This is a genomic window from Vibrio sp. A2-1 (assembly GCF_021728355.1).
Lineage (GTDB): Bacteria > Pseudomonadota > Gammaproteobacteria > Enterobacterales > Vibrionaceae > Vibrio > Vibrio splendidus_K.
Window position 1 is genome coordinate 347,528 of sequence record NZ_JAKKCO010000001.1, and the last position, 26,357, is coordinate 373,884.

Genomic DNA, 26,357 nt, shown 5'->3' on the forward strand with positions numbered 1-26,357 from the left:
TGCTTAGTTCTTCAATTTCTTTGAGTCACAGCAGAAAAAATGCGTCGCAACGGTACTTAATGCTTGGAATTTTTAGCTTGAAGTGTGTTTTGTGCATCCATGATATTTAAAGGTTCACCATAAGATGTTAGCTAACAAGGAAGTAATGGAAGAGTATTTGGAACTAGATATGCTCACGTTGGAGTCAATTTCTAAAGAAGCCGGGTTTCCGATCGAAAGAGATGTTTATTTGGCGTCACGTGCTGAATCAATTGAGCAGGGGTTACTTTTTGAATATCGTAGAGGCGACAAGTTAATTGGTTATACGACACTGCGTGATTTAGGCGATGGTCAGTGGTTTGTACCTATGTTTGTGGTACACCCAAACTATCGTAGTAAGGCGGCTTTCCTTTCTTTGTTTCGTTCAATTGCCGATAAACTTAAGAACAATCACTCAACTGTGTTAGTGAGTAATGTCCTACGTCTTAATGAGTTGTCGGTGCGGTTTCACAAGCATCTAGGTTTTGAGGTCACACGTGAAAATCATTTAGGCTACGAATTCTCGCTAGATTTAACGCCTGAAGTAAAAGACAAATGGTCAAGCTTCTTAGGCGCTCGTCGTTAATGTTTTGAAAATTACAGTGGCTACTTCTAGGCCGACTTATCGGATACCTTGAACGAACACAGTTGTCTTGTTGAATTAAGTGAGTAAATGTATCTAATTGTGGGCATTTTCAGTGTGTTGGTATTTGATTGTCGAGTATATTATTAACGTATTTATATAAAAATAGCTCTCTAAAATAATTAGTTAAACAGCCTAAGAGTTTATGCACGTATATAAGAGAGTAAGCTCAATAATTAGGCTAGTAAAAGAGTTATAGGACTTTTAGTGTGAACAACCTATCAAATATTATCTAAAGTTTAGGAATTACTCATCGTATTCTCAGAGAGAGTATTCAGGATTATTGAATAGACTTAAAATTAAAGAGAATTTAGCAGTTGATAAAGCCTAGTGTTACGGATAATTAGTCGTTCGATGACTAATTATTCTGTAACTTGCTGATTTATAGTCAACTGAGAGTCTGATGGATATCACGTTTACCCTAAAATAATTCACTTAACATGGCGCTACTTTAATCATTCTTTCCAATACGATTGTTAAATATAAATACGTATGCCTATTTTATTAAAAGGATAATACCGATGAGTAGCGATATCATTAAGATTTCAAGAAATACTGAAAATGCACCAATTAATTCTGTATCTACACAAACGGTCGCTTTTTCTCATTATAATAACTTTTCTGCTCAATTACCTGTTGATCCTAAATCAGGTCAAATAGTAACTGGTGATATTAAAGACCAAGCAACGCAATGCTTAAATAATATTAAAGCGATTGTTGAAAGCATCGACCATGTTATGGATGATGTCGTGAAGATTAATGTTTTCGTTAAGAATATTTCTGATATCGATGCTATTGATGAAGTTTACAAAAGCTTCTTCCACAACAGCCTTCCTACACGAACAGTCGTGGGTGTCGCTGCGCTACCGAACAGTGACGCTTTAGTTCAAATGGATGCTCTTATTTCAAACGGCGAAGGCACTAAACCACAAGCACCTTGCGCACTAGTTAAGGTATCAAGAAATACGGATAATGCGCCTCAAAGTGCTGTGTCCACGCAGACTGCGGCTTTTTCTCACTACAACAATCTTTCAGCTCAGTTACCGATAGATGTAACCACAGGTGAGTTGGTTGATGGTGGTATCGAAGCGCAAACGACCCAATGTCTATCAAACATTAAAGCTATTTTAGAAAGCATCGGACATGTCATGAATGATGTGGTTAAAACGACTATCTACGTAAAAAATATCGCAGATGCGGAAGTGGTAAATGAAGTATGTGCTAAATTCTTCCCAAGCTATGTTCCTGCTCGTACCGTTGTTAATGCCGCTGAATTACCAATGGGTGCTTTAATTCAAATTGATACATCCGTTTCACATGGCGACGGTACACCGCCGCAATTACCAGAAGACACTCGCTTGCTGGTTATTGAAACCAATAATACTGCTGCTGCACCATTCGTGCCTTATTCGCATACTGTTGCTTTCTCTCACTACAATCATATTTCAGGCCAATTACCTTTAGACCCAAAAACAAATGAAATTGTTGCTGGTGGGCTAAAAGAACAAGCTGAGCAATGTTTAAAAAATATTAAGGCGATAATTGAAAGTGTTGACCATAGCATGGACGATACGGTGAAAATTAATATTCAACTTAAGGATATTTCAGATATTGATGCGGTAAACGAAATCTACACCGCATTCTTTAATGCTGATTTGCCGGCAAGAACCGTAGTAGGGGTTTCAGAAATCCCAATGAATGCTTTAGTACAAATTGATGCTGTTGTTTCTAACTGTGAAGGCACGCCTCCACAAGACGGTGTTGCTTAGAACCATTGAACCCCTTCGATAAAAGCAATTAAATTAAGGCTCTAGTTCCTAACAAGGAACCAGAGCCGATTCTCTGATTCGCGAACTCCATCCCAAGACGTAACCCCATCATTAAGCCTTGCTATATAGTTCATTCTAAACAAGCTTCTGCCCGACATATGGTGTTTATTGATGTGAAGTGTTTTAATATGAAAAACAGACGCTTAACGTAAGAATACCAGTTTATGCAATTTCGAGTTATTTTAATGCTGTGCCTAGCCCTGATGGGTTGTTCATCCAAACCTGAGCTAGCTCCTGACCCAAAAACTATCACTCTTTTTTATGGTGACACTTCGATTTCTTCGGGTGTTTTAGAAGATAAAACATTTAGTTCAGTGCTCGCGGATAGGGTTGAAAGCGTGACTTTTTCAGGGGCAATACGTAAGCAAGATTCTGGCTACTTCGTCGATATACTCGTGATTCGAGAAAAGGAAGAGCCGCGTTCAACACGACAACTAAACGCTTCGCTTGTTATGAAGCAGGGCGAATTAGTGGATGTTGGCGGTGTGAATAACGATGTGTTCAGGGTAATCCTCGAGTAACAAAACTAAAGTGTTCAATTAATCTGAATTTTTGCTTTACCTCAACCTAACTTCAAGTCTTAAGCTTCTCTTACTGATTAAGAAGGAGCTTATTATGCAAAATAACTACGTAAAAGAACTCGCTGTTAAAACTTATCAAGAAGATCTTCAGAAAGAGTACGTAAAATCTAAAGCTCGCCCATTTCATGCGCCAAGTTTTATCAGTGGAGTGGTATTGTCAGTTTTGCTGGTTGGGTTGTTTTAATTTATGCAGAATCTTTGACCCATTACTAACTCTCATTATCTCTATTTGATGCGATTTAATGCACACGGCACAATCGCTTAGGTTGAATTGTGACGCTAATGTCGAGAGGAAGTATGGCCAGTCCAAGAGTGTTAAAGGTACAGATTACTGACATTACCTGTGGCGAGAATGTCACGATTATCGAACCAAGCAACGTTTATGGCTGTGAGCTTAAAGATGATGTGTTAGTTGGCCCTTTTGTTGAGATTCAAAAGAACTCCGTGATAGGCGAGAGGAGTAAGATTCAATCTCACACCTTTATTTGCGAGTATGTGACTATCGGAAGTGACTGCTTTGTTGGGCACGGGGTGATGTTTGCCAATGACTTGTTCAAAGATGGCAAACCAGATCCAAACCCAGACAGTTGGGGACGGACCGTTATCGCAAATAACGTTACCATCGGTTCTAATGCGACAATGTTGTCTGTCAGTGTTTGTGAAGGAGTGGTAATCGGTGCGGGCAGTGTGGTGACAAAAGACATCACCGAGAAAGGTATTTATGCTGGCAACCCTGCTAAGAAGTTAAGAGACTTACCTTAGATTCATAAGACAAGCTGAGCTGTATGAATCATAAGGTGCGGCTTTTTTAGATAAGCGACAGGGTATTTATTATGGATGTATTTTTACACGTACTTCATCCAAGCGATGCCAGTGCTTTATTGGAGTTTGAAGTTGAAAATAGAGAGTGGTTTGAGCAATTTGTCCCAGCTCGGGAAGACCGTTTCTATTCTAATACGGGTGTTGTCGAGCAAGTCACTAGCTTTCTAACAGAGTATGACAATGGCGAGATGATTCCTATGTTGATTAAAGACGCTAATGGCACTATTTGTGGGCGAATCAATGTTCGTGATATCGACCAGAACGCTGGAAGTGGGGAGCTAGGTTATCGAGTAGGTCGACCCTTTGCTTCAAAAGGCATTGCGTCTAACGCGGTTAGGAAGTTACTTATCTACTTGGCCGAGCACTCATCCCTTAAATATGTTGATGCCTATGCGTTAGTGGGTAATGTTGGTTCAAACAAAATCTTATCCAATACAGGCTTTGATTTAGTTGAGCGCGTTGAAAGTTACGCCGTGTTCAAAGGGAAGGATCAAGATGCTCATTATTATCGTAAGGTTTTAGCTGACTAGGTGACTATCAGTGCCTTTTACATTAGAAGCTGGCAGCGTCCTTCTAGCCAGCTTCGAGTCTTTTTATTTCAAGGTTACTTCTAGGTTTTGGCCACTTCTAGATTTACGGTTACTGCTGAGGTTTGTTACGTTCGATTACGCTAATCGCGATAGCCAAAAACAGGATATCTTTCACTAGGAAGAAGTTAGTGACTAAGATGCCATCCGATACTTTCCAAGCATTTGGCGTTGTAATCAGGAAGCTGAGTGTCACAACAAAGATAGCCGCTGCTGCAATGCCTGAATAGAATGCGACTGTCGGCTTCTTAAATCCAACGATCAATCCAATCGCGACGATGATCTCTGCACCACCCACCATGTTAGACACAGCTTGCACTGAGAACAGATTGTAAAGCCAGTTCATTGCTGGGTGGTTTGTGATTAGGGGTTCTATAAGCATCGCTTCAGTTGGTGTAAATTTGTAAATACCAATCCAAGCTAACACTAATGCTACGCCAATCACGCCTAGGTTGTATCCGACATTACTCTGTTTTAAATCATAGGTTTGAACATGCATAAAAGTACTCCATTTAATAAAATCCCTGAATATGACCGCAGGAGTTCAGGTTAAATTTCGCATTGAGAATAATAATTAATATATCTATCTAGAGATTTTACAGGTAGAGACTTGTTGTCTCGATATGAACTTAAATACTGGTGATGTTTAGAACCGAGGCAATGTGTAGGCGATAGTGCTGTTCAAAAGGTACAGCGAGCTTTCTAATTTTTGTTTTCAATATTAGGAATTTGGATTAGATTACTTTGACGTAAATCCCTAATTATAAGAAGAGAATCGCTCGTGAAAATCCATAGAATTAACCCGACCAAACGCTGGTCAGATGTAACTGTATTTAATGGCATCGCAAGTTTTGTTGAGGTACCAGAGACGGATACATCTGCAGGAATTAAGAGTCAGGTTAAGCAAATTTTTGATCAAGCTGAAGAAATGATGAGTTTGGTAGACAGTGACAAATCTCGCGTATTGTCGGTAACGATTTACTTAACAGATTTTGCCAATTTTGACGCGTTAAATGAAGTGTGGGAATCGTGGTTCCCTGAAGGCTGTGCGCCAAGCCGCGCATGTGTGAAAGCTGAACTTGCTAACCCTGAGCTATTGGTTGAGATGTCGTTTATGGTTGCTGCGGGTGAAAAATTCCAGTAATTGAAGATACTGGTACCAATAACCTTATAAAACATTATAAATACAACAAAGCCACTCAGGTGAATCACTTGAGTGGCTCTTTAATTTTATACGCTACCCAAAACTAAATCGGGTCAGGCATTAAGCGAGACCTTGATCTCTGGCCATCTGCTTCGCGATTTTCGGTGCGTGCCATAGACACGGCAACAAGATGAACGATACAGGAACCGCAGTGATTACAATGAATGACTGTAGAGCGGAGATGCCGCCAGAACCCATTGAGATAAGAGCAATGGCTACTGCACCCATGATGATACCCCAGAAGGTACGTACGGCTGCGTTTGGCTCTGTAGTGCCTGTCATTACCACACTGATGGTGTAAGTCATCGAGTCACCTGTTGTCACGATGAACGTGGTCGTCAGGATAAGGAACAGAATCGCAATCAAAGTAGGGAACGGCAGTTGAGCGGTAATTGCCAGTAGCACAGCAGGAAGGTTAAAGCCTTCGAACGCGCTAGAAATTACGCCTGGGTTCTCTAATTCGAACGCTAGACCACTACCACCAACGATACTGAACCAAAAACATGTTACTAGCGGTGCAACGATGCTGATAGAAACGATCATTTGGCGAATCGTACGGCCACGTGAGATACGAGCAATAAAGATCGCCATCATCGGACCATAGCCTAAGAACCAACCCCAGAAGAATACCGTCCAGCCACCTAGCCACGCTGTATCTTGGCGGTACAGTGCCATTGGGATGAAGTTATCGACCATTTCGCCCATACCTTGCAGGTAGCCATCAATAATGAAGCTTGTAGGGCCTACTAACAGAATATAGCCGATTAGGCACACTGATAAGATGATGTTGTAACGGCTTACCAGTTGGATGCCTTTGTTAACGCCACTCAATGCAGACAGCGTGTACATAGCAATAGCAAAAATGATCACGACGCTTTGCGTTGCGAATGTGTCTGAAATACCAAACAGTTCACTCAGTGCGTAGCTGATTTGAAGACCAAGGAAGCCGATAGGACCGATAGTACCCGCAGCGACTGCAACGATGCTGCACGCGTCGACTACGTTGCCGATCCAGCTGTTGATTGCTTTGTCGCCAAGTACTGGGTAAAGAAGAGTACGAGGCTTAAGGGGAAGGCCTTTATCGTAATGCAGGTGCATTAACACGATGGAAGACAAACCACCTAAGATTGCCCATGCAAGGAAGCCCCAGTGCATGAAAGATTGTGATAGGGCGTTGAACGCCATCGCTTGAGGATCAGCGTTGCCATAAAGTGGCGGAGCTGAAACAAAGTGAGCAATAGGCTCTGCGGCTGCCCAGAACACACCACCGCCGGCTAGCAACGTACATAGGACGATAGACATCCATTTAAAGGTGGTCATTTCAGGGAGAGCAAGCGTTCCTAAACGAACGTGGCCTGTGCGTCCTAGTGCAAGCACTAAGCCGATAATGAAATTGAGTAGTAGTAGGACTTGCCAGAAAGCACCGAACCACTTAGTTGAGTAACTAAAGCCGATGTTTACAAGTTCGGACAACACGGAGGTGTTGGTGAAAGCAAGGACGACAAAGAGGGTTAAAAAACTCCCACTAAGCCAAAATACTGGGTTTCCGAGTTCCAGTTTTTCACCCAAAGATTGAGCTTTATTGAAATCGATAGAAGTAGCTTCTGCGTTGATGTTTTCGTTGGCGACTTGCGTCAAGTTGGACATTATTTCTTCGCTATATTTGGCTCTTTCAAGCCTATGTATTTCTCCCACACTTGCATAGAAGTGTGAGGTTCGTCAAAAAAGCCGCAGATACTAACACATTTGTTATCAAAAGGTGGGCGAATTCCAAAAAGAAAGCCAAATCGACTGTAAATCTCTACTTTTTGGTCAGTTTTGATACGAATTTTTTCCCAACGCTGAGTCACATTTCTGATTTTTGAGACATTATTTTTTAGCTTTCCGAAATAAATTAATATTAGTTGTTGGTGCAAAATAAGTGTCGACTCATTGCATGCTATAAACAAATTAATGCGAGTCATTTTATAAATAGAGAATATTTTAGGTGTTAAATTTGCGTTGTTACCTACAGTTGTTTTGCGAAGAGATTTAAGTGGTGAGTAAAGTCTCATTTAAATTAAACATCTTGAAACAACAACTTAAGGGATAGCCAACATGCACCTAAACCAAGGAAGAGTGGCCAAGAAGGTTTTTACACTCAGTACTCTCACTGCGTCATGCTTGATGGCGTTCAACAGTTATGCGGCTGTTGATTGCTCAACGTTAGAAACGTGGGACTCTGCCACTGTTTATACCGGTGGTGATCAGGTTTCACATGACGGCAGCGCGTACTCAGCAAACTACTGGAATCAAAATAACAACCCAAGCCAATTTGAAGGCGATTACGCACAATGGAAGAAAGTCGATGTGTGTAGTGGTAATGGCGGTGGTGGTACACCAAACGAAGCACCAACGGCTTCATTAACAACGCCTACAGCATCAGATGTGATTGTTGAAGGCGACAATGTCGTATTAAGCGCAACAGCACTGGACGCTGATGGTAGTGTTGCTTCCGTAGAATTCTTTGTTGATGGTTCTTCGGTCGCGGTTGTGACAGCGGCACCATTTGAAGCAACGTGGGCTGCAACGTCGGGTAACCATCAGGTTTCTGTTGTCGCGACAGACAACGAAGGTGCGGCAAGCCTTGCTAGTGAAGTTGCAGTGGTTGTTGATTCAGCTATGCCAGGAAATGAAGCACCGACAGTTTCGGTTGCGCTTTCAGCAGCTTCGGTCGATGTTGGTGGTGTAGTAACGCTTACCGCAACAGCAGCAGACAGCGATGGCACGGTTGATAAAGTAGATTTCTATGTGGCAGGCGCTCTTATTGGAACAGCTGCAACTAACCCTTACACGCTTGATTACACAACCACTCAAGCGGGTTCTTTAGCGGTTTACGCAAAAGCGACTGACAATCAAGGCGCAACGACAGATTCAGCGCTGGCTTCTTTGACGGTGAATGGCACACCAACGGTGAGCACTTGTCGACCTGATGGCTTATATCAAACTCAAGGTGTCGATGTTCCTTACTGTACTATTTACGATGATGAAGGCCGTGAGAAAATGGGCGCGGATCACCCACGTCGTGTCATTGGTTACTTCACCAGTTGGCGTGCAGGGGACGACCCACAAGCTGCTTACCTAGTAAATGACATCCCTTGGGAACAACTCACACACATTAACTACGCTTTCGTGAGCATTGGCTCAGATGGCAAAGTAAACGTGGGTGATGTGAACGATCCGAATAACGCAGCGGTTGGTAAAGAGTGGCCGGGCGTTGAAGTTGATCCTACCTTAGGCTTCAAAGGTCACTTCGGTGCATTAGCGACCGCTAAGAAAAAACACGATGTTAAGACTTTAATCTCAATCGGTGGTTGGGCGGAAACGGGTGGTCACTTCGCCACTGACGGTAGCCGAGTAGCTGATGGTGGTTTCTACACAATGACGACCAACGCCGACGGTTCTATTAACCATCAAGGTATCGAAACATTCGCCACTTCAGCGGTTGAAATGCTGCGTAAGTACCAGTTTGATGGTTTAGATATCGATTATGAATACCCAACCTCTATGGCGGGCGCAGGTAACCCATACGACAAAGACTTTATGGAACCACGTCGTCAATACTTATGGGCTTCGTACCAAGTGTTGATGAAAGTATTACGTGAGAAGCTTGATGCGGCGTCTGCGCAAGATGGCAATCACTACATGTTAACTATCGCGGCGCCTTCTTCTGGTTACCTGTTACGCGGTATGGAAACATTCGATGTGACTAAGTACCTCGATTACGTAAACATCATGTCTTACGACCTTCACGGTGCGTGGAACGATCACGTCGGTCATAACGCAGCCTTGTTCGATACAGGTAAAGATTCGGAATTAGCACAGTGGAACGTTTACGGCACTGCGGCTTACGGTGGTATCGGTTATCTGAACACGGATTGGGCTTACCATTACTTCCGTGGTTCTATGCCAGCAGGTCGTATTAATATCGGTGTGCCTTACTATACTCGTGGTTGGCAAGGTGTAACCGGAGGCGAAAATGGTCTTTGGGGCCGAGCTGCACTTCCAAACCAAGCTGAATGTTCAGCAGGTACGGGGGAAGGTGAGAAGAATAACTGTGGTCATGGTGCAATTGGTATCGACAACATGTGGCACGATACCGATCCAAAAGGTAACGAAATGGGCGCGGGTTCTAACCCTATGTGGCACGCGAAGAACCTAGAGAAAGGCATTTGGGGTTCTTATGCAGAGGCTTACAAGCTTGATCCTGTTAATGATCCATCTGATATTCTAACGGGCACTTACACGCGTAACTACGACAGTGTAGCGGTTGCCCCTTGGTTGTGGAACGCAGAGAAGGGCGTATTCCTTTCAACGGAAGATAAAGATTCTATCAACGTGAAAGCAGACTACGTTATCGACAAAGAGATCGGCGGTATCATGTTCTGGGAACTGGCAGGGGATTACAACTGTTATGTACTCGATGCAAGTGGCAACCGAACGTCTATCGATACGACAGAACAAGCGTGTAACAGCGGTAACGGTGAGTTCCACATGGGTAACACCATGACGAAAGCTATCTACGATAAGTTTAAGTCTGCGACCCCATATGGAAACAAGGTAGCGACGGGCGCTATCCCGACAGAAGCACTAGATATTACGGTGTCAGTTGGTGGCTTCAAAGTCGGTGACCAAAACTACCCAATTAACCCTAAGATCACGTTTACAAACAACACAGGTCAAGCACTTCCGGGCGGTACTGAGTTCCAGTTCGATATCCCAGTGTCAGCGCCTGACAATGCAAAAGATCAATCGGGTGGTGGTTTAACGGTGATTGCTTCGGGTCATACTCGTGCGGATAACATTGGTGGATTAGATGGAACCATGCACCGAGTGGCGTTTACTTTGCCTACATGGGAAGAGCTTCCAGCAGGTGGCGTGTATGAGCTAGATATGGTGTATTACCTGCCAATCTCAGGCCCTGCTAACTATGCAGTAAGCGTGAACGGTATCGATTATGCCTTTAGCTTTGAACAACCAGACCTACCATTAGGTGATATCAGTTCAGGTGGCGGTAACCCTGGCGATGGTGGCACCAACCCAGGTACATGTGATACAGCCGGTTTAGCGGTTTACCCAGACTTACCTCAGAAAGATTGGGCGGGTAACCCAAGCCATGCAAACACTGGCGACCAAGTGGTCCATAACGGTAGTATTTACCAAGCGAACTGGTGGACAAGTTCTGAACCGGGTAGCGATGGTAGCTGGACTCAGGTTTGTTCTTAATTTAATGCTAACTGATCCATTTATAGACAATAGGTTGCGTTGATAGTCAGTAAATACGAATGCTTTTAAGTCTATTTATCAGGGTTTTAGTGTAATTTAAGTAATCAACTTCAACGTAAAATTAAAACGCCGAACTGAATCCAGTTCGGCGTTTTTGCTTTAAGTCACAGATTGCGTATAGAAACCCTTAAAAATATCGACACTCGTTCAGTAAAAAATAAAACCATGATATAAAACAGTCTGTATATAAGAGAAGTCACAGCGTTACCTAAAATTATAAATCTATGGGGTAATCTTGAAAGTCAGACGTAAATACATTCTTAGTTTTTCCATTGCGCTCGCCATTGTGTCGATGATTCTTTCGGCCTTTCAATTTAACCGAACTGAAAGGTCACTGTTGGAATCCAACCAGCTATTTTTTCGAACGATTGTGAATGCGAGTTACGATATTGTCGACACAACAGTTAATGAGGCGATAAAGACATATCTCAAAGGAATTACCGATACCGTTGCGTCCCATGTATGGCATGCCACACCGGAACAAGAAATTGAACAAGTAAGCCAGATCGCCAGTGAACTGCACATTGGACAATCAGGTTATATCTATTTGATGTCACCGCAAGGTGTTCACCTCTACCATCCTTTCTTGCAAGGCAAGAAGCGCGGGCATCTTACTCATATCCAAAAACAACTCAGTATCGACTCTGGTATGATCGAATACTTTCACGCTAATCCTCATGAGATAAGTCGGCGTGCAAAAGTTGCCTATTCGATGAGGCTACCGAGTGGCAATACTTTGGTCGCGACGACCTATAAAGAAGAATTGATGTATTTGGTCGATCTTGAAGGCTTAAAAGATAAGCTGAGAAAGTACGCGTTCGGTGATAGCGGATATGTGTACATTATTGATCTTCAGGGTAACTTAGTGCTTCATCCTGATTATGAACACAAGTCATTGAAAGCCTTGATAGGCTACTCGTCCGAACTGCTAATTGATCGAATCGCAACCCAGCCAGAAGGTCACTTTAGCTATTCAATTTCCAGTGACAATGGTACGACCAACAAAAACGTCTTCTATAAATTTTACCCCTATCTGAATTGGGTCATTTCCGCGGGTATTTTAGAGCAAGAGCTCAATAGAAATCATAGTTTGCTGTTCATTAGTTTGATGGCTTTAGTCGTGAGCCTATTGAGCATTATCATCGTGTTGGTGCTTTACCTGCGGCATCGTCATCTCAAAATATTGGATGTTGCGAGCCTCGATTACCTCACTGGTCTTCCTAGCCGACGGAGTTTTATTGAGCAGTTAAAGCTGAAAATTGCTCAAAGGTCGCCTTATCCGCTAACAAATGTCGGTGTCATTTTGCTTGATATTGACCATTTCAAACGAGTGAACGATCAATATGGTCATGCTCAAGGCGATAGGGTTATCTGTGAGGTCGCAAAATCACTGAAGAGATTTGTTAATCGTCGTCGCTTGATTGCACGCTATGGCGGTGAAGAGTTTATTTTGGTGACGTTTGATTGTGATGAGCGTGAGTTATTCGAATTGTCTGAGGAACTAAGACGAAGTGTAGAGCAACTGCAAGGTTTGGTGTCACCTGTCACAATCAGTGCTGGCTGTTGTCACGATCGAGCGCTCACTGATATTGAAACAGCGATCGATAAAGCTGACAAAGCGCTTTATCAAGCAAAAGAGAGAGGACGTAACAACACTCAGACGTATCAAAAGAACGAATATCGCGTTGCTTATATGTGATCAGTTGAAAGAATCGATGTCTTCAAAGGCTGGAAGATTGGAAATCATGCTCTTGAGAACGACAGACACAAAAAAGCCCAAATAGATCGCTCTATTTGGGCTTTTCAGAAATATTTGAAATGCTAATCGCTAATTTAAGCTTTCGCTGCTTTCATCGCTTCCGTTTTTTTTTCCTTTTGCATTTTTGCAAGGAAGTAGATGTTTACACAAGCGATGAAACCGTTGGTCGCGACCACTGGCCATGCGTCAATCATAACGCCGTATGCTGTAAAGAGAGTACAGCCAATAAAGTTAAGGACACGCAGACGAACGATATCTTTCATTGTTAATGAAATTGCGACCATAATAGATGCCGCGTAACCTAAAATTTCAACCATATTGAATTCCATTGTTTGACCCTCTTAAATTTGCCGATACTTTGTCGGTACCAATTCTTCTCTTCATGAGATGATTGAGGAAGCTCCGTGCCTCGAATGGTCTGGTTATGTTTAACGAGGTAGACTATACCAACTCTGTTTTTGTGATTAAACCCCCAAAACGGGCAGAAGTGAAGGTTAGCGATTACGCAAACGTTTAATGACCTTTCTATTAACATAATTACTATTTATGTTGGGAGGCTAATTGATATTTATTCTTATATAGGTAAGGAAGCCGCGAATGATAAAACGATCCATTTGTGCAACAAAAAGCATAAAAAAAGCAGTGTTATTGGCTTTGATAGCGATTGGAATGACAGCATGTACCACACAAGAAATGCCGCCAACACACAATTATGGTGTGGTCACCAGTGGTGATTTTGAGTTCATGAAACACGGAGTAACGACGTACTCGTGGCACCCTGAATCAGAGCAGGTTTACCTTTCTCAAAAATACGATGAGACCGTAGTAACCGATCTGGTGCGTGATGCGATTGAAGATCAACTCGCTACGAAAGGTTATCAACTGAATCAAAATGGTGCAGTTGGTGATGTTGTTGTCGGTTTTGGATTGGCCGAAGAATCAGAGTTAAATGATGACTCGATTTTCGATGCGATTAAGCTTTCAACGGGGGTGCCATTTTATGATGGTGACGGGAAGGTCGCCGAGAAAGGATCGCTGTACATTGCTTTTTTCGTACCTAACTCTCAGGTCGTACAATGGCAAGCATTAGCACAGTCTGGCATTCAACCTGATTTAGAGCCAAGCGAGAGCAAACAGCGCATTACTGGCTTTGTTGAAATGTTATTTAGACGCATGCCTGAGCGATAGAATAAGCCGTTAGATGCATTCGTTGAGTCAATATTAGTTGTTGAAAATATGGTCAGATCGCAGATTATACTTTTTTATTTGTAACGAATGGTACAAATACGTAAAGCAACGTAAAGTTCGCGCTTCTTTTGCTAGCATTTGTCTATACTGCTCAAAACGTTAACTTAGGTTTGATTCAATGAAACTGTTTTCCAAATACTCTCTCCCTCTATTAAGTATATTCATTGTAAGTAACGCAGCGATGGTAAGTAATGCAGCTATCGCAGCACCTTCTATAGTACCAAGCCCACCTAGCCTAGGCGCAAAAGGGTATGTGTTAATTGATTTTAATTCTGGTGATGTGCTGGTAGAAAAAAACGCACACACTAAGTTAAACCCAGCGAGTTTGACCAAACTGATGACCAGCTATGTGGCTGGGCAAGAGATGAAGCGAGGCAACATCTCTGCTGACGATCAGGTACGAATCAGTGAGAACGCGTGGGCGAAAAAATTCCCAGACTCATCGAAGATGTTCATTGAAGTGAACACCGATGTGGCGATGATGGATCTTTACCGTGGCTTGATTATTCAATCAGGTAACGATGCGAGTGTTGCGATTGCGGAACACGTTGCGGGCTCACAAGATGCATTTGTGGATCTTATGAACTCTTGGGCAACATCTTTAAAATTAGAAAATACCCACTTTGCTAATGCGCATGGCTTAGACGCTGACGATCTTTATTCGACTCCTTACGATATTGCATTATTAGGTCGTGCGATTATTCGTGACTTACCGGATGTTTATGGCTTATACAGCGAACGTTCGTTCAGTTACAACGGCATCACACAACACAACCGTAATGGCTTACTGCGTGATAGAAGCTTGACGGTTGATGGCATGAAAACGGGCTATACCTCTGGCGCAGGCTACAGCTTAGCGAGTTCGGCAACACAGGGTGAAATGAGACTGATCGCGGTGGTTATGGGCGCATCGAGCGTTAAGAGCCGTGAGTCAGACAGTAAGCAGCTATTGAGCTATGGTTTTCGATTCTTTGACACGCTAAACCCACATCAAGGCGGCGACCAAGTGGCTGAAGAGAAGGTGTGGTTTGGTGAACAAGATACGTTGAAGCTGGGTGTTGCGGAAGATACGTTCATTACTTTGCCTAAGTCAGACAGTAAAAAGCTAACGGCATCGATTGAACTTGATTCTGAATTAAAGGCGCCGATTGCAGAAGGCCAAACTCTAGGTGTGGTTCACTACACAGTAGACGGTGAAGATGTTCAAACTCAACCATTGATTGCGTTAGAGGCTGTTGAACAAGGTGGCATATTCAAACGTCTGATGGACTACATTAAATTGTTCTTCGCGAGCCTATTCTAAATAGGGTCGCTATTCGGTTAAAACGAGAAAACTTAATAGGCGTTGTGAGCAAATCACAACGCCTATTGTTATTTTTACCCACCTGAAAACGGTGCATCTCGCTTTCTTTATTAGCCGTAGCGAGCGGTTTCGATTACTATACGCAAAATTTAGCAGTGTAGTCACTTATGACCATAGAGATAAAGAACGTAACCGAACCCGAAGTAACATGTGCCAATTGTCAGGCATGCTGTTGTCGTTTAGAGGTTATGATCATCACAGATACCGGCGTTCCTGAAGAGCATATTGCGTATGACGAATGGGGCGGCGAGACCATGCTGAGATTAGATGACGGCTGGTGTTCGGCCGTTGATAGAGAAACACTGATGTGTACTATCTACGAAAACCGACCTTGGATCTGTCGTGAGTTCGAAATGGGCTCTTTCGAATGCGTCGAGCAACGTACAGATGTGATGGGCTAAGTACCATCTTAATGTTTGATTAGTCGCTTATAGAGGCTTGATGATTGATTGATTGATTGATTGATTGATTGATTGATTGATCGATTGGTTGATTGATTTCTGGTTGAGCTTTAATTGTTTGTAGAACTTAAACACTCCGCAATAAAATCGATAAATACTCGAATTCTTTGGGGCAAATAATCACTTGCATGGTACACCGCGTACATCGGCAAGTAGTCATTGCTCCAATCTTCTAATAACTGCGTTAACTCCCCAGTCTCTACAAATTCTTTGCCCATCCAATCCGGTAAAGCAACCACACCTAAACCTTGTCTAGCCATCTTAAGTAACATTTCTGGACTGTCTGAGGTTAAAGTTTGGTTTACTTTTACGCTGGTGCTTTGGCGATCTTTGTCGGTGAAACGCCATTCGTTTGCTGGATTCATCAGAGAATAAGTTAAGCACTTATGCTGGCTAAGATCTTGCGGACGTATAGGTTTCCCGTGATTTTTTAAGTAATCGGGCGATGCAAAGTACTGAACTTTATTGTTGAAAAGAAAGCGAGCTTTTAACCCTGAGTCTGCAAGTTGTGATGCTCGAATGGCGACATCTATATTGTGCTCATTAAGGTTAATAATGCGGTCGTCGACACTGAGGTTAATGCGGATACCTGGGTGCTGTTCAATGAAAGCTTGAAGCGGCTCACTGAGTAACATCGATGAAAAGGCACTTGGCGCAGATATCTTAAGCTCACCTTCTACGGATTCTGTCTCACGTTTGAGCCTGCTTTCTATGGCAGACATCTCTTCGAGTAAACGAGAGCAATATTCTAGGTAGTCTTTTCCTGCATGAGTGAGGGATATCTTGCGGCTGTTTCGTTGAAACAGAGTCATCCCTAAGTCACTCTCCAACCATGCGATTTTCTTACTAACCGCACCCTGTGTCATGTTTAACTTATTGGCGGTTGCGGTGAAGCTGCTCAGTTGCGCGGTTTCCACAAAGATACGAATACACTCAATCTTATCCATCTTACTCACCTTGTGTTTATCTATTCCAATTTGGAATCTTTACTATTATGAAACTAGCATTTATCACCTTAATTATGAATGATTAAATAACATCGTTGAAATTAATGATTCTTATAGAGGTAGGCGGAATGAGTACAGTAATAAGTATTTTGATGGTGATGTTCTTTGTGTTGGCGAGCTCAATCAAGACGCTTGGTTGGCAAAAGAAGGTCTTTGAAATTCAGCTTGGTTTCTTTAAAAGCTATGGCTTGAATAGAAAGATCATGTTTCTCGTGGGGTTAGTCGAATTGACCGGAGCGGCTCTCTTGATTTTAGCCCTATGTGACATCTCACCAGCACAGACTCAATTGATGGGTGGTGCAATATTGGGGGCTACTTCGATAGGGGCGCTTTATTTCCACTTACGCTTTGATACGTGGAAAGATGGTATTCCCGCGATGGTTACTCTGTTGGGTTCTGGCTTCTTGGTCATTGCTTCGTACTAAGTTTATTCGACATGTAGCGATAGCTATGAGAGGCAAAGGAAATAAGAGTAGGGCACGAAGCCCTACCAAATGGAAACGGCTTAGAACTCAGAAGGTACTTCAAATTCCATCCATTCACCGGTTGTTGGGTGAATCAACTTTAGGTAACCCGCATGTAGGTGCAAGCGCTCGCGTTTGTATCCGTATAAGTCGTCACCACGAATCGGTACACCAAGGCCTGACGGGTGAGCGCAATGCACACGCAGCTGATGGGTACGGCCTGTTTTCGGATACAGATGAACCTTGGTTTTACCATTGCTGGTACCAATCGCTTCCCAATAGGTGTCTGCGTTTCGGCCGTGTTCATGGCAAACCAGTTGTCTTGGTCTGTCTGTGATGTCACCGCGCAAAGGCAGGCTGATATCGCCAGATTCACCGTCGATTTCACCATCTAACAGAGCTGTGTAGCGCTTCTCTACGGTTCTATCAATGAACTGCTTCTGAATGTGCTTGTTTGACTCCGCCGTGAGCGCCAAGATCAACAAGCCTGACGTCGACATGTCTAATCTATGGATGATCAAAGGCCCTGTCGCATTCGGGTAACGCGCTTTAATGCGTGTGTAAACTGAGTCTTCGATAAACTTACCAGGGACCGACAAGAACTCCTCAGGTTTATTCACCACCACGATCTCGTCGTCTTCATAGACAATATCAAAAGACTTACCTACAGCAGGGTTCACGATAAGCGGGTTATCTTCTAGTTCAATACCACTCAGTTGGTGGTCGAGGATCTCGAAGCTTTTGCTTTGGCAAACCGGGTATAGGTTTGCGTGTTGGCGAATGACAGCTGTTGGAGGTGATCCCCACCAAAACTCAGACAAAGCTAATGGCTTAAACCCGTGTTCAAAAGCAAAGTTAAGCAGCTTGGGCAGGCAACAGTCGCCAGAGCCTTCAAGAGCGTCTTTGCCATCTAACAATTCAAGTAGGCTCTTTGATTCGAGAGCTTGATCGATAAAGCGATAGTGAGAGAGACGTTGAGTTTCTAACTGTTCTGAAATGGCTTGGTGGTCTTGCTTACGGTTTTTCAGTTCGCTTTCGATCAAATCAACTTGTGATTGGCGTTCTGCGATCTTTTGCTTCCATTCGATACGAAGCGCTTTTAGGTCGCGTTTCTCTTGGCTACTTTGATTGCCCAGTTGTTTGAGCAAATTCGCCGCTGACTCTAGATTCCCCAATGCCTTTTCTTGATTGGCTTGCTCTCTGAGTTCGTTACGTTGAGCTTTATTCATGGTCATCGCCAACTGAAAGGCTTCGATAGCTTGTGCTGATTCGACTGTTAACTCTTCAAGCTCAGCCACTAATACGTCTAGGTTGTGCAATTGTTGTAGCTTCTTAATGTCATCCGCTAGTTGTGATTGGCGAGCGAGGTTTGCACTATTGTGAGATTGAAACTGTTCTGAATCGAAGGCTGGTAGAACAAAGTTAATGTTGTTTAACTGAGAGGCCAAAGACGGATCTAACTGCAAACCTGAAAATGCAGAAAGGTACCCTAGCTCTTGAGTTGTTGGCTCCTGAACAAGAAGTACGGCATAGAGGTTGCCTTGCGATGTTTCATTCACACCACAGTCGAGCAGTGACTGTTGAAGCTGCAGCATTGCTAACTCACACATTGGGTGCGGAGTATAGTAATACGGAAACGTAAACCGAGTGGGTAGCGATAAGTCTTGGTTCGCTGGTTGGTTTAAAGCGTGCAGTGGAGTGTATTGAGCAAGGTTTGCTGACATGAAGATCAAACTCTATGGCTGTTCAGTTAGAGTTCGGTATTGTTGACGAAATGAAGGCAAATGAGAAGCCAAAGCGAAAGATAAATCGGCTTTGGCTTCATTTAGTTGCTTGTGCTTATCCTAAGCGCGTCCGAGCTTGATTGAAACTCGATCAGTTCGAGTGTTCTAGCTCTACTTGCTCTGCTTTTTGGTAAGCAGGGTGGTCAGCCAAAAGCTTACCGTATTTAGCAATGTTAGGGTAAAGCGCAGTTGCACCAAAGTTACCAACGATTTCTACGATGAACGACATCATAAAGTCTGCACCTGTTAGTGTGTCTGCAACCAAGTAGGTTTTACCTTCAAGTGCATTATTCACGTAAGTTAAGATCTTTTGGTTTTCGTCGTCGGCATAACCGCCTAGGAAGTTAGTCTCACAGCCGTCTTTCATTACAAAGATCTTAAGCAACATTGGCAAAATACCTGAGCTTTCAGCGAAGTGAAGCCACTGTGAGTATTCTACGTAGTCAGCTGTGCCGCGTGTAGGTGCGAACTTACCCTGACCGTATTTGTCGATTAGGTACTCCGTGATCGCACCAGATTCAGTGATCACGACGCCATCGTCTTCAATGACAGGAGATTTACCCAATGGGTGAATGGATTTAAGTTCTGGTGGCGCAAGAAAAGTGACACTGTCTCGTTGGTATGGTTTGATTTGGTAATCTACCCCAAGCTCTTCCAACAGCCAGATGATGCGCTTTGAGCGTGATTTATTCAGGTGATGCAAAGTAATCATGATTCTACCTAGTTAACTAACGGGTTCAGTTTTTGAATTTATTTAGCTTCGTTTGTTTTGATAACAAGCTTACCGAAGTTTTGGCCTTCTAAAAGACCCATGAATGCTTGTGGCGCTTCGTCTAGACCTTCAATTAGGTGCTCACGATAGTGCATCTTGCCTTGAGACAACCATTCTGTCATTTGAACAGCAAACTCGTTATAACGGTGCGCGTAGTCATCAAAGATAATGAAGCCTTGCATCTTAATACGCTTGACCAGCAGTGTACCCATAAGGCTAGACATGCGATCCGGGCCTTCAGGCAGTGATGTCGCATTGTATTGAGAGATAAGGCCACATACAGGAATACGAGCACCGGTGTTAAGCAATGGCATTACGGCATCGAAAACCTTGCCGCCAACGTTTTCAAAATAAACGTCGATGCCGTTGTCACATGCTTTAGCCAGTTGCTCCGCGAAGTCGTCAGCTTTGTGGTCGATACATTCGTCAAAGCCAAGCACGTCTTTCGCGTACTGACACTTCTCTTGACCACCAGCAACGCCGATAACACGACAGCCTTTTAGTTTGCCGATTTGGCCAACGGTTGCGCCTACTGCACCTGTTGCCGCCGCAACGACTAGAGTGTCGCCTTGTTTAGGTTGGCCGATATCAAGCAAACCCATGTAAGCTGTAAAGCCAGGCATACCCATGATGCCCAGTGCGTAAGAAGGGTGTGTTGGCTCTTTACCTAGTTTGATGAGGCCTTCACCATTAGACACACCAAGATCTTGCCAACCAGTGTAAGCCAGTACCCATTCGCCAACTTCGTAATCAGCGTGGTTTGATTCTTCAACCTGACATACGGTTGCGCCAACCATCACTTCATCGATCGCAACTGGGTCTGCGTAAGATTTAGCATCGCTCATACGGCCACGCATGTATGGGTCGAGAGAAAGATAAACTGAGCGAAGTAACATCTCGCCATCTTGAATTGTTGGTGCGGCTACTGACTCTAAACGGAAGTTATCTTGAGTCGGTGCGCCAACTGGGCGAGAAGCCAATACGATGCGGCGATTGTCTTGTTGAGTCATTGGATATCCTTAATTTTATATTATGTTTATTTTGAATTAGACCAGTCGTCTAGTCTTGTTATCTAAAAATCCCGCCGTCATCAAATTGATAAGAGGGCGGGTTATCTGTCGTTAATAAAGACTAAACACAGTACGTGGTTAGTTTTTACCTTTTAAAATCTGTTGGGTTAGGTTTAAAGCTGATTCTAAGCTGCTTGAGCTCTGGCTTAGTTTGCTTAACAAACTTGCGCCCAACCACATAGAATATAGATTTTGAGCGGTTTCTTGGCTGTCTTCAACTTTAATGGAGCCATCTTCAATACCACCAGCAACACAGTGTTGTATCGTAGAGGTCACTTTTTCAGCCCCTTTTAGTAAGGCTTGACGCATAGGATCAGAAAGATCAGAAACTTCAGCGCTGAGCTTAACGACTAAGCATTTATGAGCGTTACAGGTACCGTTTTCAATCTGTGACCATCGAGTGAAATAACTGATAATTCTCTGGTAATGGTTTCCTTCGCCATGAACCAAAATAGTTTCAACTCTGCTGATGTAGGTCTCAAAATAGTGTTGGATCAGAGCCTCGCCAAATTGCTCTTTCGATTTAAAGTAGTGGTAAAACGACCCTTTCGGCACGTCCGCTTCTTTAAGCAATTGCGATAAGCCAACGCCGTTAAAGCCGTTGTTCACTATTAATTGGTAGCCAACATCTAAAACATGCAGGCGTGTGTCATTCGTTTTTTCGTTCATGGACAGTACTATAAATTAAATTAGACCAGTCGTCTAGTTATCGATTTTTGACGGTATATTCCGTCGTTGTAAAAGTGGCTTCAACTATTCAAATGTTCACATATAAAAAAGCCCCAACATAGCTTGTATGTTGGGGCTTATATCAGTCACTTCGGTTATTTGATAGAGATTAACTCAACATCAAAAATCAGAGTTGATGACGGTGGGATAGGGCCTGAACCGCCTTTACCGTAAGCCAATTGGCTCGGGATAAACAGGCGAACTTTTTGGCCTTCAACCATGTAAGTCAAACCTTCTTGCCAGCCTTTGATTACTTGCTTAAGAGCAAATGAGATTGGCTCGCCGCGTTCAACAGAGCTGTCGAAAACAGTGCCGTCGATAAGTGTACCGTGGTAGTGAACCGTTACTTTACTGTTCTTAGTTGGGTGCTCTGTGCCTGTACCTTCTTCAAGTACAAGGTATTGAAGACCGCTTTCAGTCGTAACAACCCCTTCTTTAGCACCGTTTTCGACAAGGAACTGTTGGCCTTGCTCGATATTTTCTTCGCCAGATTTATGATTCATCCAAGTGCGGTAGATCATGAAGCCAGCCAAAATAAAGACAATGACCGGGATGATAAATTTAGACATAGTAAAACCTATTTATAGTTAATGCTGTATTTGATAGTTAATGCAGAATTTCGCAGTTAATACAGAGTGTGTTAATCAATGGGCTAAAGCCGTGATTAGGGTTGAGTCAAAAGGTAGTTGATCGTTTTTGCGATGCCAGCAACGTCTTGGTGACCTGCAGTGAGTACTTGGTATTTACCGTTGATGATAAATGTTGGTACTGAGTTGATTTGACCTTTTACTGAGATCTCTTCTGCTTTCTTAACGTAGTCAAATAGAGCAACTTGCTGTTCTTTATTCAGTTGGTATGGGCTAACCAAACCACGAGAAGTGAATGCTGTCTCTAGTGCTTGTTGACGCTGTTCTGGCGTTGCATCTGCACCCATTTGAACGGCACCAAATAGGTCGTCCATGAACGCGTGGTCAGGTGTCGCGTCAAGTTGCATCACTGCTGTGTAGTAGATCATTGCGCTGATTTGAGCACTTTCATTGAACGTTACGTGCATCTTGCCAATAGTTTGGTCTGTTAGCGACTCAATCTCTGGAATTGCACTTTCCATTTGACGACAGTGACCACAGTTTAAAGAGAAGATTTCAGTGATCGGAGACAGGTTAAATTCAGTTAGAGCAGTAGGAAGTGCTTCGTATTGAACGCCTTTCTGTGGCTCGTCTGTTTCACTACAACCCGCAATAATAAGTACGGCAGCGAGTGCTGTGATGAATTTAGTAAATGGTTTAAACATAATGTTTGCTCTAGCGTTGAGAAGTCGTGAGATTCTAACTATTTAGTACGAATTGGAAAACAATTATAAGGTAAATAAATGCAAACAGTTCGAACTAGAGGCTGATGACAGGCTAGTTGACGGTTAACTGTGATCAAAAGCACTTTTTTTGGATGTGCTTTCTTTTCGTATAAAGTTTTTGTCTAAAGTTTTTCCCTCGGTGCCGATATAGACATTAGTGAATGGTTTATCTGCATGAGTGGTTGGTGAAGTAATGAGATATTTAGCGATAATGTTAAGCATAGCTTTGGCAGGGTGTGAAACGACGTTACCAACGGGTATGTTAGGTGACGATCTGCTAGAAACTGCTCCGCAAACCGATTACGACCTTATGCATCCTGAATGGGGTGTGGTTCAAACGACATCTGTAGCGAGCAATCGCAGTTACTCAGTCCAGAACAGCACTCATCAACAAAAAACCATCACAACCAACTATGGACGTGGTGTCTCGACTAATGACCCACTGGAAGTTTTTTTAAGACAAAACCGTATCGACTTTGAAGTACTGCCGGGCAACCATGTGATGGTAAAGCTGGAACAGCACGTGAACTTTAAAACGGGTTCGGCATTCCCTGAGCCAGCCTACAATCAATGGCTGGATACTTTAGGCAGTTACCTTTCTCAACGCCAAGACATTGATGTGGTGATTGAGGGCCATACTGATAACACGGGCAGTGATCGTGTTAATGATCCGCTTTCTGAGCTACGTGCAAAAGAAGTGAAAGCGCGCTTGGAAAGTAACTATGTTTCGAGTCGTGCTATTTACACTCGCGGCTTTGGCGAATACGTACCTGCTTGTACTAACGCTTCTCCGCAAGGCAAGGCGTGTAATCGCCGTGTAGAATTGATGCTGATTGTGTCGAAGTAGTCATTTGAGCTTTCTTCCTTAAATTGAAAGCGACGAGTTCCAAATAATAGACATAAAAAATCCCTCATATTTGAGGGATTTTTTGTATCTGACTTTCGTTACGCAGGTTAGCTTATGCGAACTGCTTTTCTAAGTAAGTAACGATATCCGAAGATTCATACATCCACTCAGTTTTGCCGTCTTTTTCGATACGTAGGCAAGGCACTTTAACGCGACCGCCACCAGCTTCAAGCTCTGCACGGTGTTGATCGTTGTTCTTTGCATCACGAAGTTCAAATTGAACCGATTGACGTTTCATCGCGCGGCGCACTTTTACACAAAATGGGCACGCTTCGAATTGGTATAACGTGTGCGTCTTTGCTTGCTCATTCACTTTGCTTTGCTCTTCTTGAGAGCGCTTCACACCACGTGGGCTGAATACAAAATTCAATAACAAGATGACACGACCTAAGAACCAACGGATAAACTTCATAACTCTCTCTACATATTTAAAATTAGCGTTACAATTTGCAGCATTATATACACAAGTTTTGCTAGATGCTCGCAACAAACCGCTAATATCTATTTTGTCCGTTCGATCGTGTGAGACTTAGCCACATTTAGTCCTAAACGCTTAGACAGTCGAGTCAGATTTGCTCGGTCTGTTTTCAGAACTCGTCCTGCTTGCGCCCAGTTAAAGTTGGCATCTTCCAACACTTCAGTAATGATGCTGCGTTGAAAATCGTCCGTCGCGCCACGTAAACCAGCGGATAGGTCGATCGTTGGTGTCGATAATGGTGTGTTTTTTACCTGTGTCGTCGCAATCGGTTGATCTTGGTCGAGTGGACCACAATCTTCTTTAGTGATTGTCACGAGGTTTTTGTTAGTGCTGCGAGCCAATGCTTTCAGTGCTGAACGGCTGATAACGTGTTCAAGCTCACGAACGTTACCTGGCCAACCGTAACGGTTTAGGAATACCAGAACATCAGAACGGAACTTAACTTGGTTGATGCCAAGCTTACGGCGCGCTTGTTCTAGGAAGAAGCCAGCTAATAAGCTGATGTCGTCACCACGCTCTTTCAATGCAGGTACCGCGATAGGGTATACACTAAGTCGGTGATACAAGTCGGCTCTGAATCGACCGTCTTCAACTTCTTGCTTTAAGTCTCGGTTGGTTGCAGCCAGAACACGAACATCAATGGTTTGGATGTTGTCTTGGCCTACCGGTTGGATTTCGTTGTTTTGCAGCGCACGCAGTAACTTACTTTGTGCTGCCAAAGGCAATTCACCAATTTCATCTAAGAACAGCGTGCCGCCATCGGCTAGAGCAAACTTACCTAAGCGGTTTTTGTCTGCGCCAGTAAATGCGCCACGAACGTGACCAAATAGTTCACTCTCTACCAAGTTCTCAGGAATAGCAGCACAGTTCACGTAGACCAGCGGATTACGCTTACGTTGCGATTGGTGGTGCAGGGTACGAGCAACGAGCTCTTTACCAACACCAGTATCACCATGAATCAGAATATTAAACTCAGACGGTGCTACAACCGCGATGTCGTTCTTAAGCGCGACCATGGTGTCACTGTTACCAATCAACTCGCCGCCGTCACGTTCCCACGCTTCTACGTTCAACTCTTCCAGTAATTGCTTTGACTGTTTTGCTTGATGCTCAAGTTGCGAGAAAGTCATCGCCATCTGCATGGTTGAAGCCGCAATAGCAGCGAGAACTTCTAGGTTACGAGCAGGAATATTCGCAAAGACATCAGGTTTTAGGCTGTCTAGGGTTAGCACTCCTAACAATTTGTCACCAAACAGCAGAGGTAAACCCATGCAGGCATGCATGGGTAAATCGCCGTCGTGGTCGATTAGTAAGCCGTCGAAAGGATCAGGCAATGAGCTATCAGCATCAAAACGAACAGGAGAACGTGATGCGCAAATCTCATCAAAGCGTGGGTGTTCCGAAATGATAAAGCGGCGACCGAATGTATCTCGACTGAGCCCTTGCATTGCGATGGGTACTAGCGTGTCGCCTTGAAGGCTTAAAAGCGCGACGCAATCACACGTTATGGTTTTACGAATGGCATCGATTAGGCGATTAAAACGGTCTTGATCGTTCACACCGCTGGCTAAACCAATGGTCATTTCCATAAGAGTGGATGCTGAGATGTCTTGCATAAAGGGCTCATACTGTTTGTATTTTTATACATGGTAGAGTCTTTATGACACAAAAAAAAGGTCTTTTTGACTAAAGTTTGAAGTGAATTTTTGAAAGGATGCCAGACACAGCAAGCTTTCGCATGTTGGCACCGTTTGTGCAATGTGTCCATTACGTGTTGTCTATATGACTGAATAACTGACCTATAGTTGATTTGAATCAATTAATGCCCATTTATCAGTCCACGTGATTCTCATAAAAAATGCAGCCAGAGAGCTCATTGAGAATGAATTGGTATAAAGTCATCTTTAAATAAAACTAGTCAATTTGACTCAAGTGGTCAAAAGACTAAGTGTTCG

Annotated in this window: 27 protein-coding genes; 14 read left to right on the forward strand and 13 right to left on the reverse strand. The window is 43.4% G+C overall.

Annotated features, from left to right (window positions below; translation table 11 throughout):
- The first annotated feature begins 124 nt into the window (after positions 1 to 124).
- From L3V33_RS01455 to L3V33_RS01480, 6 genes are all read left to right on the forward strand, one after another.
- Entirely contained in the window at positions 125 to 604 is a 480-nt protein-coding gene (locus L3V33_RS01455) for a GNAT family N-acetyltransferase (RefSeq protein ID WP_235451138.1), read from the forward strand.
- Between the two features lie 578 nt (positions 605 to 1,182).
- Positions 1,183 to 2,430 carry a RidA family protein gene (locus tag L3V33_RS01460; RefSeq protein ID WP_237288807.1) on the forward strand — a complete coding sequence of 416 codons (1,248 nt, stop codon included), beginning with the start codon at positions 1,183 to 1,185 and terminating at the stop codon, positions 2,428 to 2,430.
- A 224-nt stretch (positions 2,431 to 2,654) separates the two neighbouring features.
- Positions 2,655 to 3,011: a hypothetical protein gene (locus tag L3V33_RS01465; protein ID WP_171312947.1), complete on the forward strand. Its 357-nt coding sequence runs from the start codon at positions 2,655 to 2,657 to the stop codon at positions 3,009 to 3,011.
- A gap of 94 nt (positions 3,012 to 3,105) precedes the next feature.
- Entirely contained in the window at positions 3,106 to 3,255 is a 150-nt protein-coding gene (locus L3V33_RS01470) for a hypothetical protein (RefSeq protein ID WP_181258631.1), read from the forward strand.
- A 113-nt stretch (positions 3,256 to 3,368) separates the two neighbouring features.
- On the forward strand, positions 3,369 to 3,833 hold the full coding sequence (locus L3V33_RS01475; protein ID WP_237288808.1) for an acyltransferase: 465 nt from the start codon (positions 3,369 to 3,371) through the stop codon (positions 3,831 to 3,833).
- Positions 3,834 to 3,904: 71 nt separating this feature from the next.
- Positions 3,905 to 4,423 (forward strand): GNAT family N-acetyltransferase, encoded by a 519-nt coding sequence (locus L3V33_RS01480; RefSeq protein WP_171329686.1) that lies wholly within the window; start codon positions 3,905 to 3,907, stop codon positions 4,421 to 4,423.
- Positions 4,424 to 4,532: 109 nt separating this feature from the next.
- On the opposite strand, the gene L3V33_RS01485 is transcribed toward L3V33_RS01480, so the two are convergent.
- Positions 4,533 to 4,979 (reverse strand): DUF417 family protein, encoded by a 447-nt coding sequence (locus L3V33_RS01485; RefSeq protein WP_237288809.1) that lies wholly within the window; start codon positions 4,977 to 4,979, stop codon positions 4,533 to 4,535.
- A gap of 282 nt (positions 4,980 to 5,261) precedes the next feature.
- Between L3V33_RS01485 and L3V33_RS01490 the strand changes: the two genes are divergently transcribed.
- Entirely contained in the window at positions 5,262 to 5,624 is a 363-nt protein-coding gene (locus tag L3V33_RS01490) for a RidA family protein (RefSeq protein WP_237288810.1), read from the forward strand.
- A gap of 120 nt (positions 5,625 to 5,744) precedes the next feature.
- On the opposite strand, the gene L3V33_RS01495 is transcribed toward L3V33_RS01490, so the two are convergent.
- Both L3V33_RS01495 and L3V33_RS01500 read right to left on the reverse strand, forming a co-directional pair.
- Positions 5,745 to 7,331: a BCCT family transporter gene (locus L3V33_RS01495; protein WP_054545594.1), complete on the reverse strand. Its 1,587-nt coding sequence runs from the start codon at positions 7,329 to 7,331 to the stop codon at positions 5,745 to 5,747.
- Positions 7,331 to 7,738, reverse strand: coding sequence for a hypothetical protein (locus L3V33_RS01500; RefSeq protein ID WP_237288811.1), 408 nt, complete (start codon positions 7,736 to 7,738; stop codon positions 7,331 to 7,333). The genes L3V33_RS01495 and L3V33_RS01500 overlap by 1 nt, the downstream gene beginning before the upstream one ends.
- 43 nt (positions 7,739 to 7,781) lie before the next feature.
- Here L3V33_RS01500 and L3V33_RS01505 point away from each other — a divergent pair, with 43 nt between their 5' ends.
- Both L3V33_RS01505 and L3V33_RS01510 read left to right on the forward strand, forming a co-directional pair.
- A complete protein-coding gene (locus tag L3V33_RS01505) occupies positions 7,782 to 10,949 on the forward strand; it encodes a glycosyl hydrolase family 18 protein (RefSeq protein WP_237288812.1) in 3,168 nt (1,055 codons plus the stop codon).
- 295 nt (positions 10,950 to 11,244) lie between these two features.
- Entirely contained in the window at positions 11,245 to 12,708 is a 1,464-nt protein-coding gene (locus L3V33_RS01510; protein WP_017082077.1) for a sensor domain-containing diguanylate cyclase, read from the forward strand.
- A 134-nt stretch (positions 12,709 to 12,842) separates the two neighbouring features.
- Here the strand turns inward: L3V33_RS01510 and L3V33_RS01515 are convergent, their stop codons facing one another.
- The gene (locus tag L3V33_RS01515) at positions 12,843 to 13,097 is read right to left on the reverse strand and encodes a YgjV family protein (RefSeq protein ID WP_010430226.1); all 255 of its coding nucleotides are present in this window, start codon (positions 13,095 to 13,097) and stop codon (positions 12,843 to 12,845) included.
- A gap of 268 nt (positions 13,098 to 13,365) precedes the next feature.
- Here L3V33_RS01515 and L3V33_RS01520 point away from each other — a divergent pair, with 268 nt between their 5' ends.
- From L3V33_RS01520 to L3V33_RS01530, 3 genes are all read left to right on the forward strand, one after another.
- Positions 13,366 to 13,956 carry a DUF4136 domain-containing protein gene (locus tag L3V33_RS01520; RefSeq protein ID WP_102462795.1) on the forward strand — a complete coding sequence of 197 codons (591 nt, stop codon included), beginning with the start codon at positions 13,366 to 13,368 and terminating at the stop codon, positions 13,954 to 13,956.
- Positions 13,957 to 14,134: 178 nt separating this feature from the next.
- Positions 14,135 to 15,319 (forward strand): D-alanyl-D-alanine carboxypeptidase family protein, encoded by a 1,185-nt coding sequence (locus L3V33_RS01525; protein ID WP_237288813.1) that lies wholly within the window; start codon positions 14,135 to 14,137, stop codon positions 15,317 to 15,319.
- Between the two features lie 167 nt (positions 15,320 to 15,486).
- Positions 15,487 to 15,780 carry a YkgJ family cysteine cluster protein gene (locus tag L3V33_RS01530; protein WP_017085602.1) on the forward strand — a complete coding sequence of 98 codons (294 nt, stop codon included), beginning with the start codon at positions 15,487 to 15,489 and terminating at the stop codon, positions 15,778 to 15,780.
- A gap of 110 nt (positions 15,781 to 15,890) precedes the next feature.
- On the opposite strand, the gene L3V33_RS01535 is transcribed toward L3V33_RS01530, so the two are convergent.
- On the reverse strand, positions 15,891 to 16,787 hold the full coding sequence (locus L3V33_RS01535; RefSeq protein ID WP_237288814.1) for a LysR family transcriptional regulator: 897 nt from the start codon (positions 16,785 to 16,787) through the stop codon (positions 15,891 to 15,893).
- Positions 16,788 to 16,891: 104 nt separating this feature from the next.
- Here L3V33_RS01535 and L3V33_RS01540 point away from each other — a divergent pair, with 104 nt between their 5' ends.
- Positions 16,892 to 17,272, forward strand: coding sequence for a DoxX family protein (locus L3V33_RS01540; RefSeq protein WP_065605155.1), 381 nt, complete (start codon positions 16,892 to 16,894; stop codon positions 17,270 to 17,272).
- A gap of 80 nt (positions 17,273 to 17,352) precedes the next feature.
- On the opposite strand, the gene L3V33_RS01545 is transcribed toward L3V33_RS01540, so the two are convergent.
- From L3V33_RS01545 to L3V33_RS01570, 6 genes are all read right to left on the reverse strand, one after another.
- On the reverse strand, positions 17,353 to 19,035 hold the full coding sequence (locus L3V33_RS01545) for an RluA family pseudouridine synthase (RefSeq protein WP_237288815.1): 1,683 nt from the start codon (positions 19,033 to 19,035) through the stop codon (positions 17,353 to 17,355).
- 151 nt (positions 19,036 to 19,186) lie between these two features.
- Entirely contained in the window at positions 19,187 to 19,807 is a 621-nt protein-coding gene (locus L3V33_RS01550) for a glutathione S-transferase (RefSeq protein ID WP_237288816.1), read from the reverse strand.
- Between the two features lie 38 nt (positions 19,808 to 19,845).
- A complete protein-coding gene (locus L3V33_RS01555; protein ID WP_237288817.1) occupies positions 19,846 to 20,877 on the reverse strand; it encodes an NADP-dependent oxidoreductase in 1,032 nt (343 codons plus the stop codon).
- Positions 20,878 to 21,015: 138 nt separating this feature from the next.
- Positions 21,016 to 21,606, reverse strand: a complete 591-nt coding sequence (locus L3V33_RS01560) for a TetR/AcrR family transcriptional regulator (RefSeq protein WP_029222534.1) — start codon at positions 21,604 to 21,606, stop codon at positions 21,016 to 21,018.
- A gap of 155 nt (positions 21,607 to 21,761) precedes the next feature.
- Positions 21,762 to 22,235, reverse strand: coding sequence for an FKBP-type peptidyl-prolyl cis-trans isomerase (locus tag L3V33_RS01565; RefSeq protein ID WP_004731366.1), 474 nt, complete (start codon positions 22,233 to 22,235; stop codon positions 21,762 to 21,764).
- A 95-nt stretch (positions 22,236 to 22,330) separates the two neighbouring features.
- Positions 22,331 to 22,957: a thioredoxin domain-containing protein gene (locus L3V33_RS01570; protein ID WP_004731367.1), complete on the reverse strand. Its 627-nt coding sequence runs from the start codon at positions 22,955 to 22,957 to the stop codon at positions 22,331 to 22,333.
- Positions 22,958 to 23,228: 271 nt separating this feature from the next.
- Here L3V33_RS01570 and L3V33_RS01575 point away from each other — a divergent pair, with 271 nt between their 5' ends.
- Entirely contained in the window at positions 23,229 to 23,864 is a 636-nt protein-coding gene (locus L3V33_RS01575) for an OmpA family protein (protein WP_029222001.1), read from the forward strand.
- 112 nt (positions 23,865 to 23,976) lie between these two features.
- Here the strand turns inward: L3V33_RS01575 and L3V33_RS01580 are convergent, their stop codons facing one another.
- A complete protein-coding gene (locus L3V33_RS01580) occupies positions 23,977 to 24,336 on the reverse strand; it encodes a glutaredoxin (protein WP_004731371.1) in 360 nt (119 codons plus the stop codon).
- Between the two features lie 89 nt (positions 24,337 to 24,425).
- Complete coding sequence (norR, locus tag L3V33_RS01585; RefSeq protein WP_004731373.1) at positions 24,426 to 26,018, reverse strand: nitric oxide reductase transcriptional regulator NorR; 1,593 nt, start codon at positions 26,016 to 26,018, stop codon at positions 24,426 to 24,428.
- Between the last annotated feature and the right edge of the window lie 339 nt (positions 26,019 to 26,357).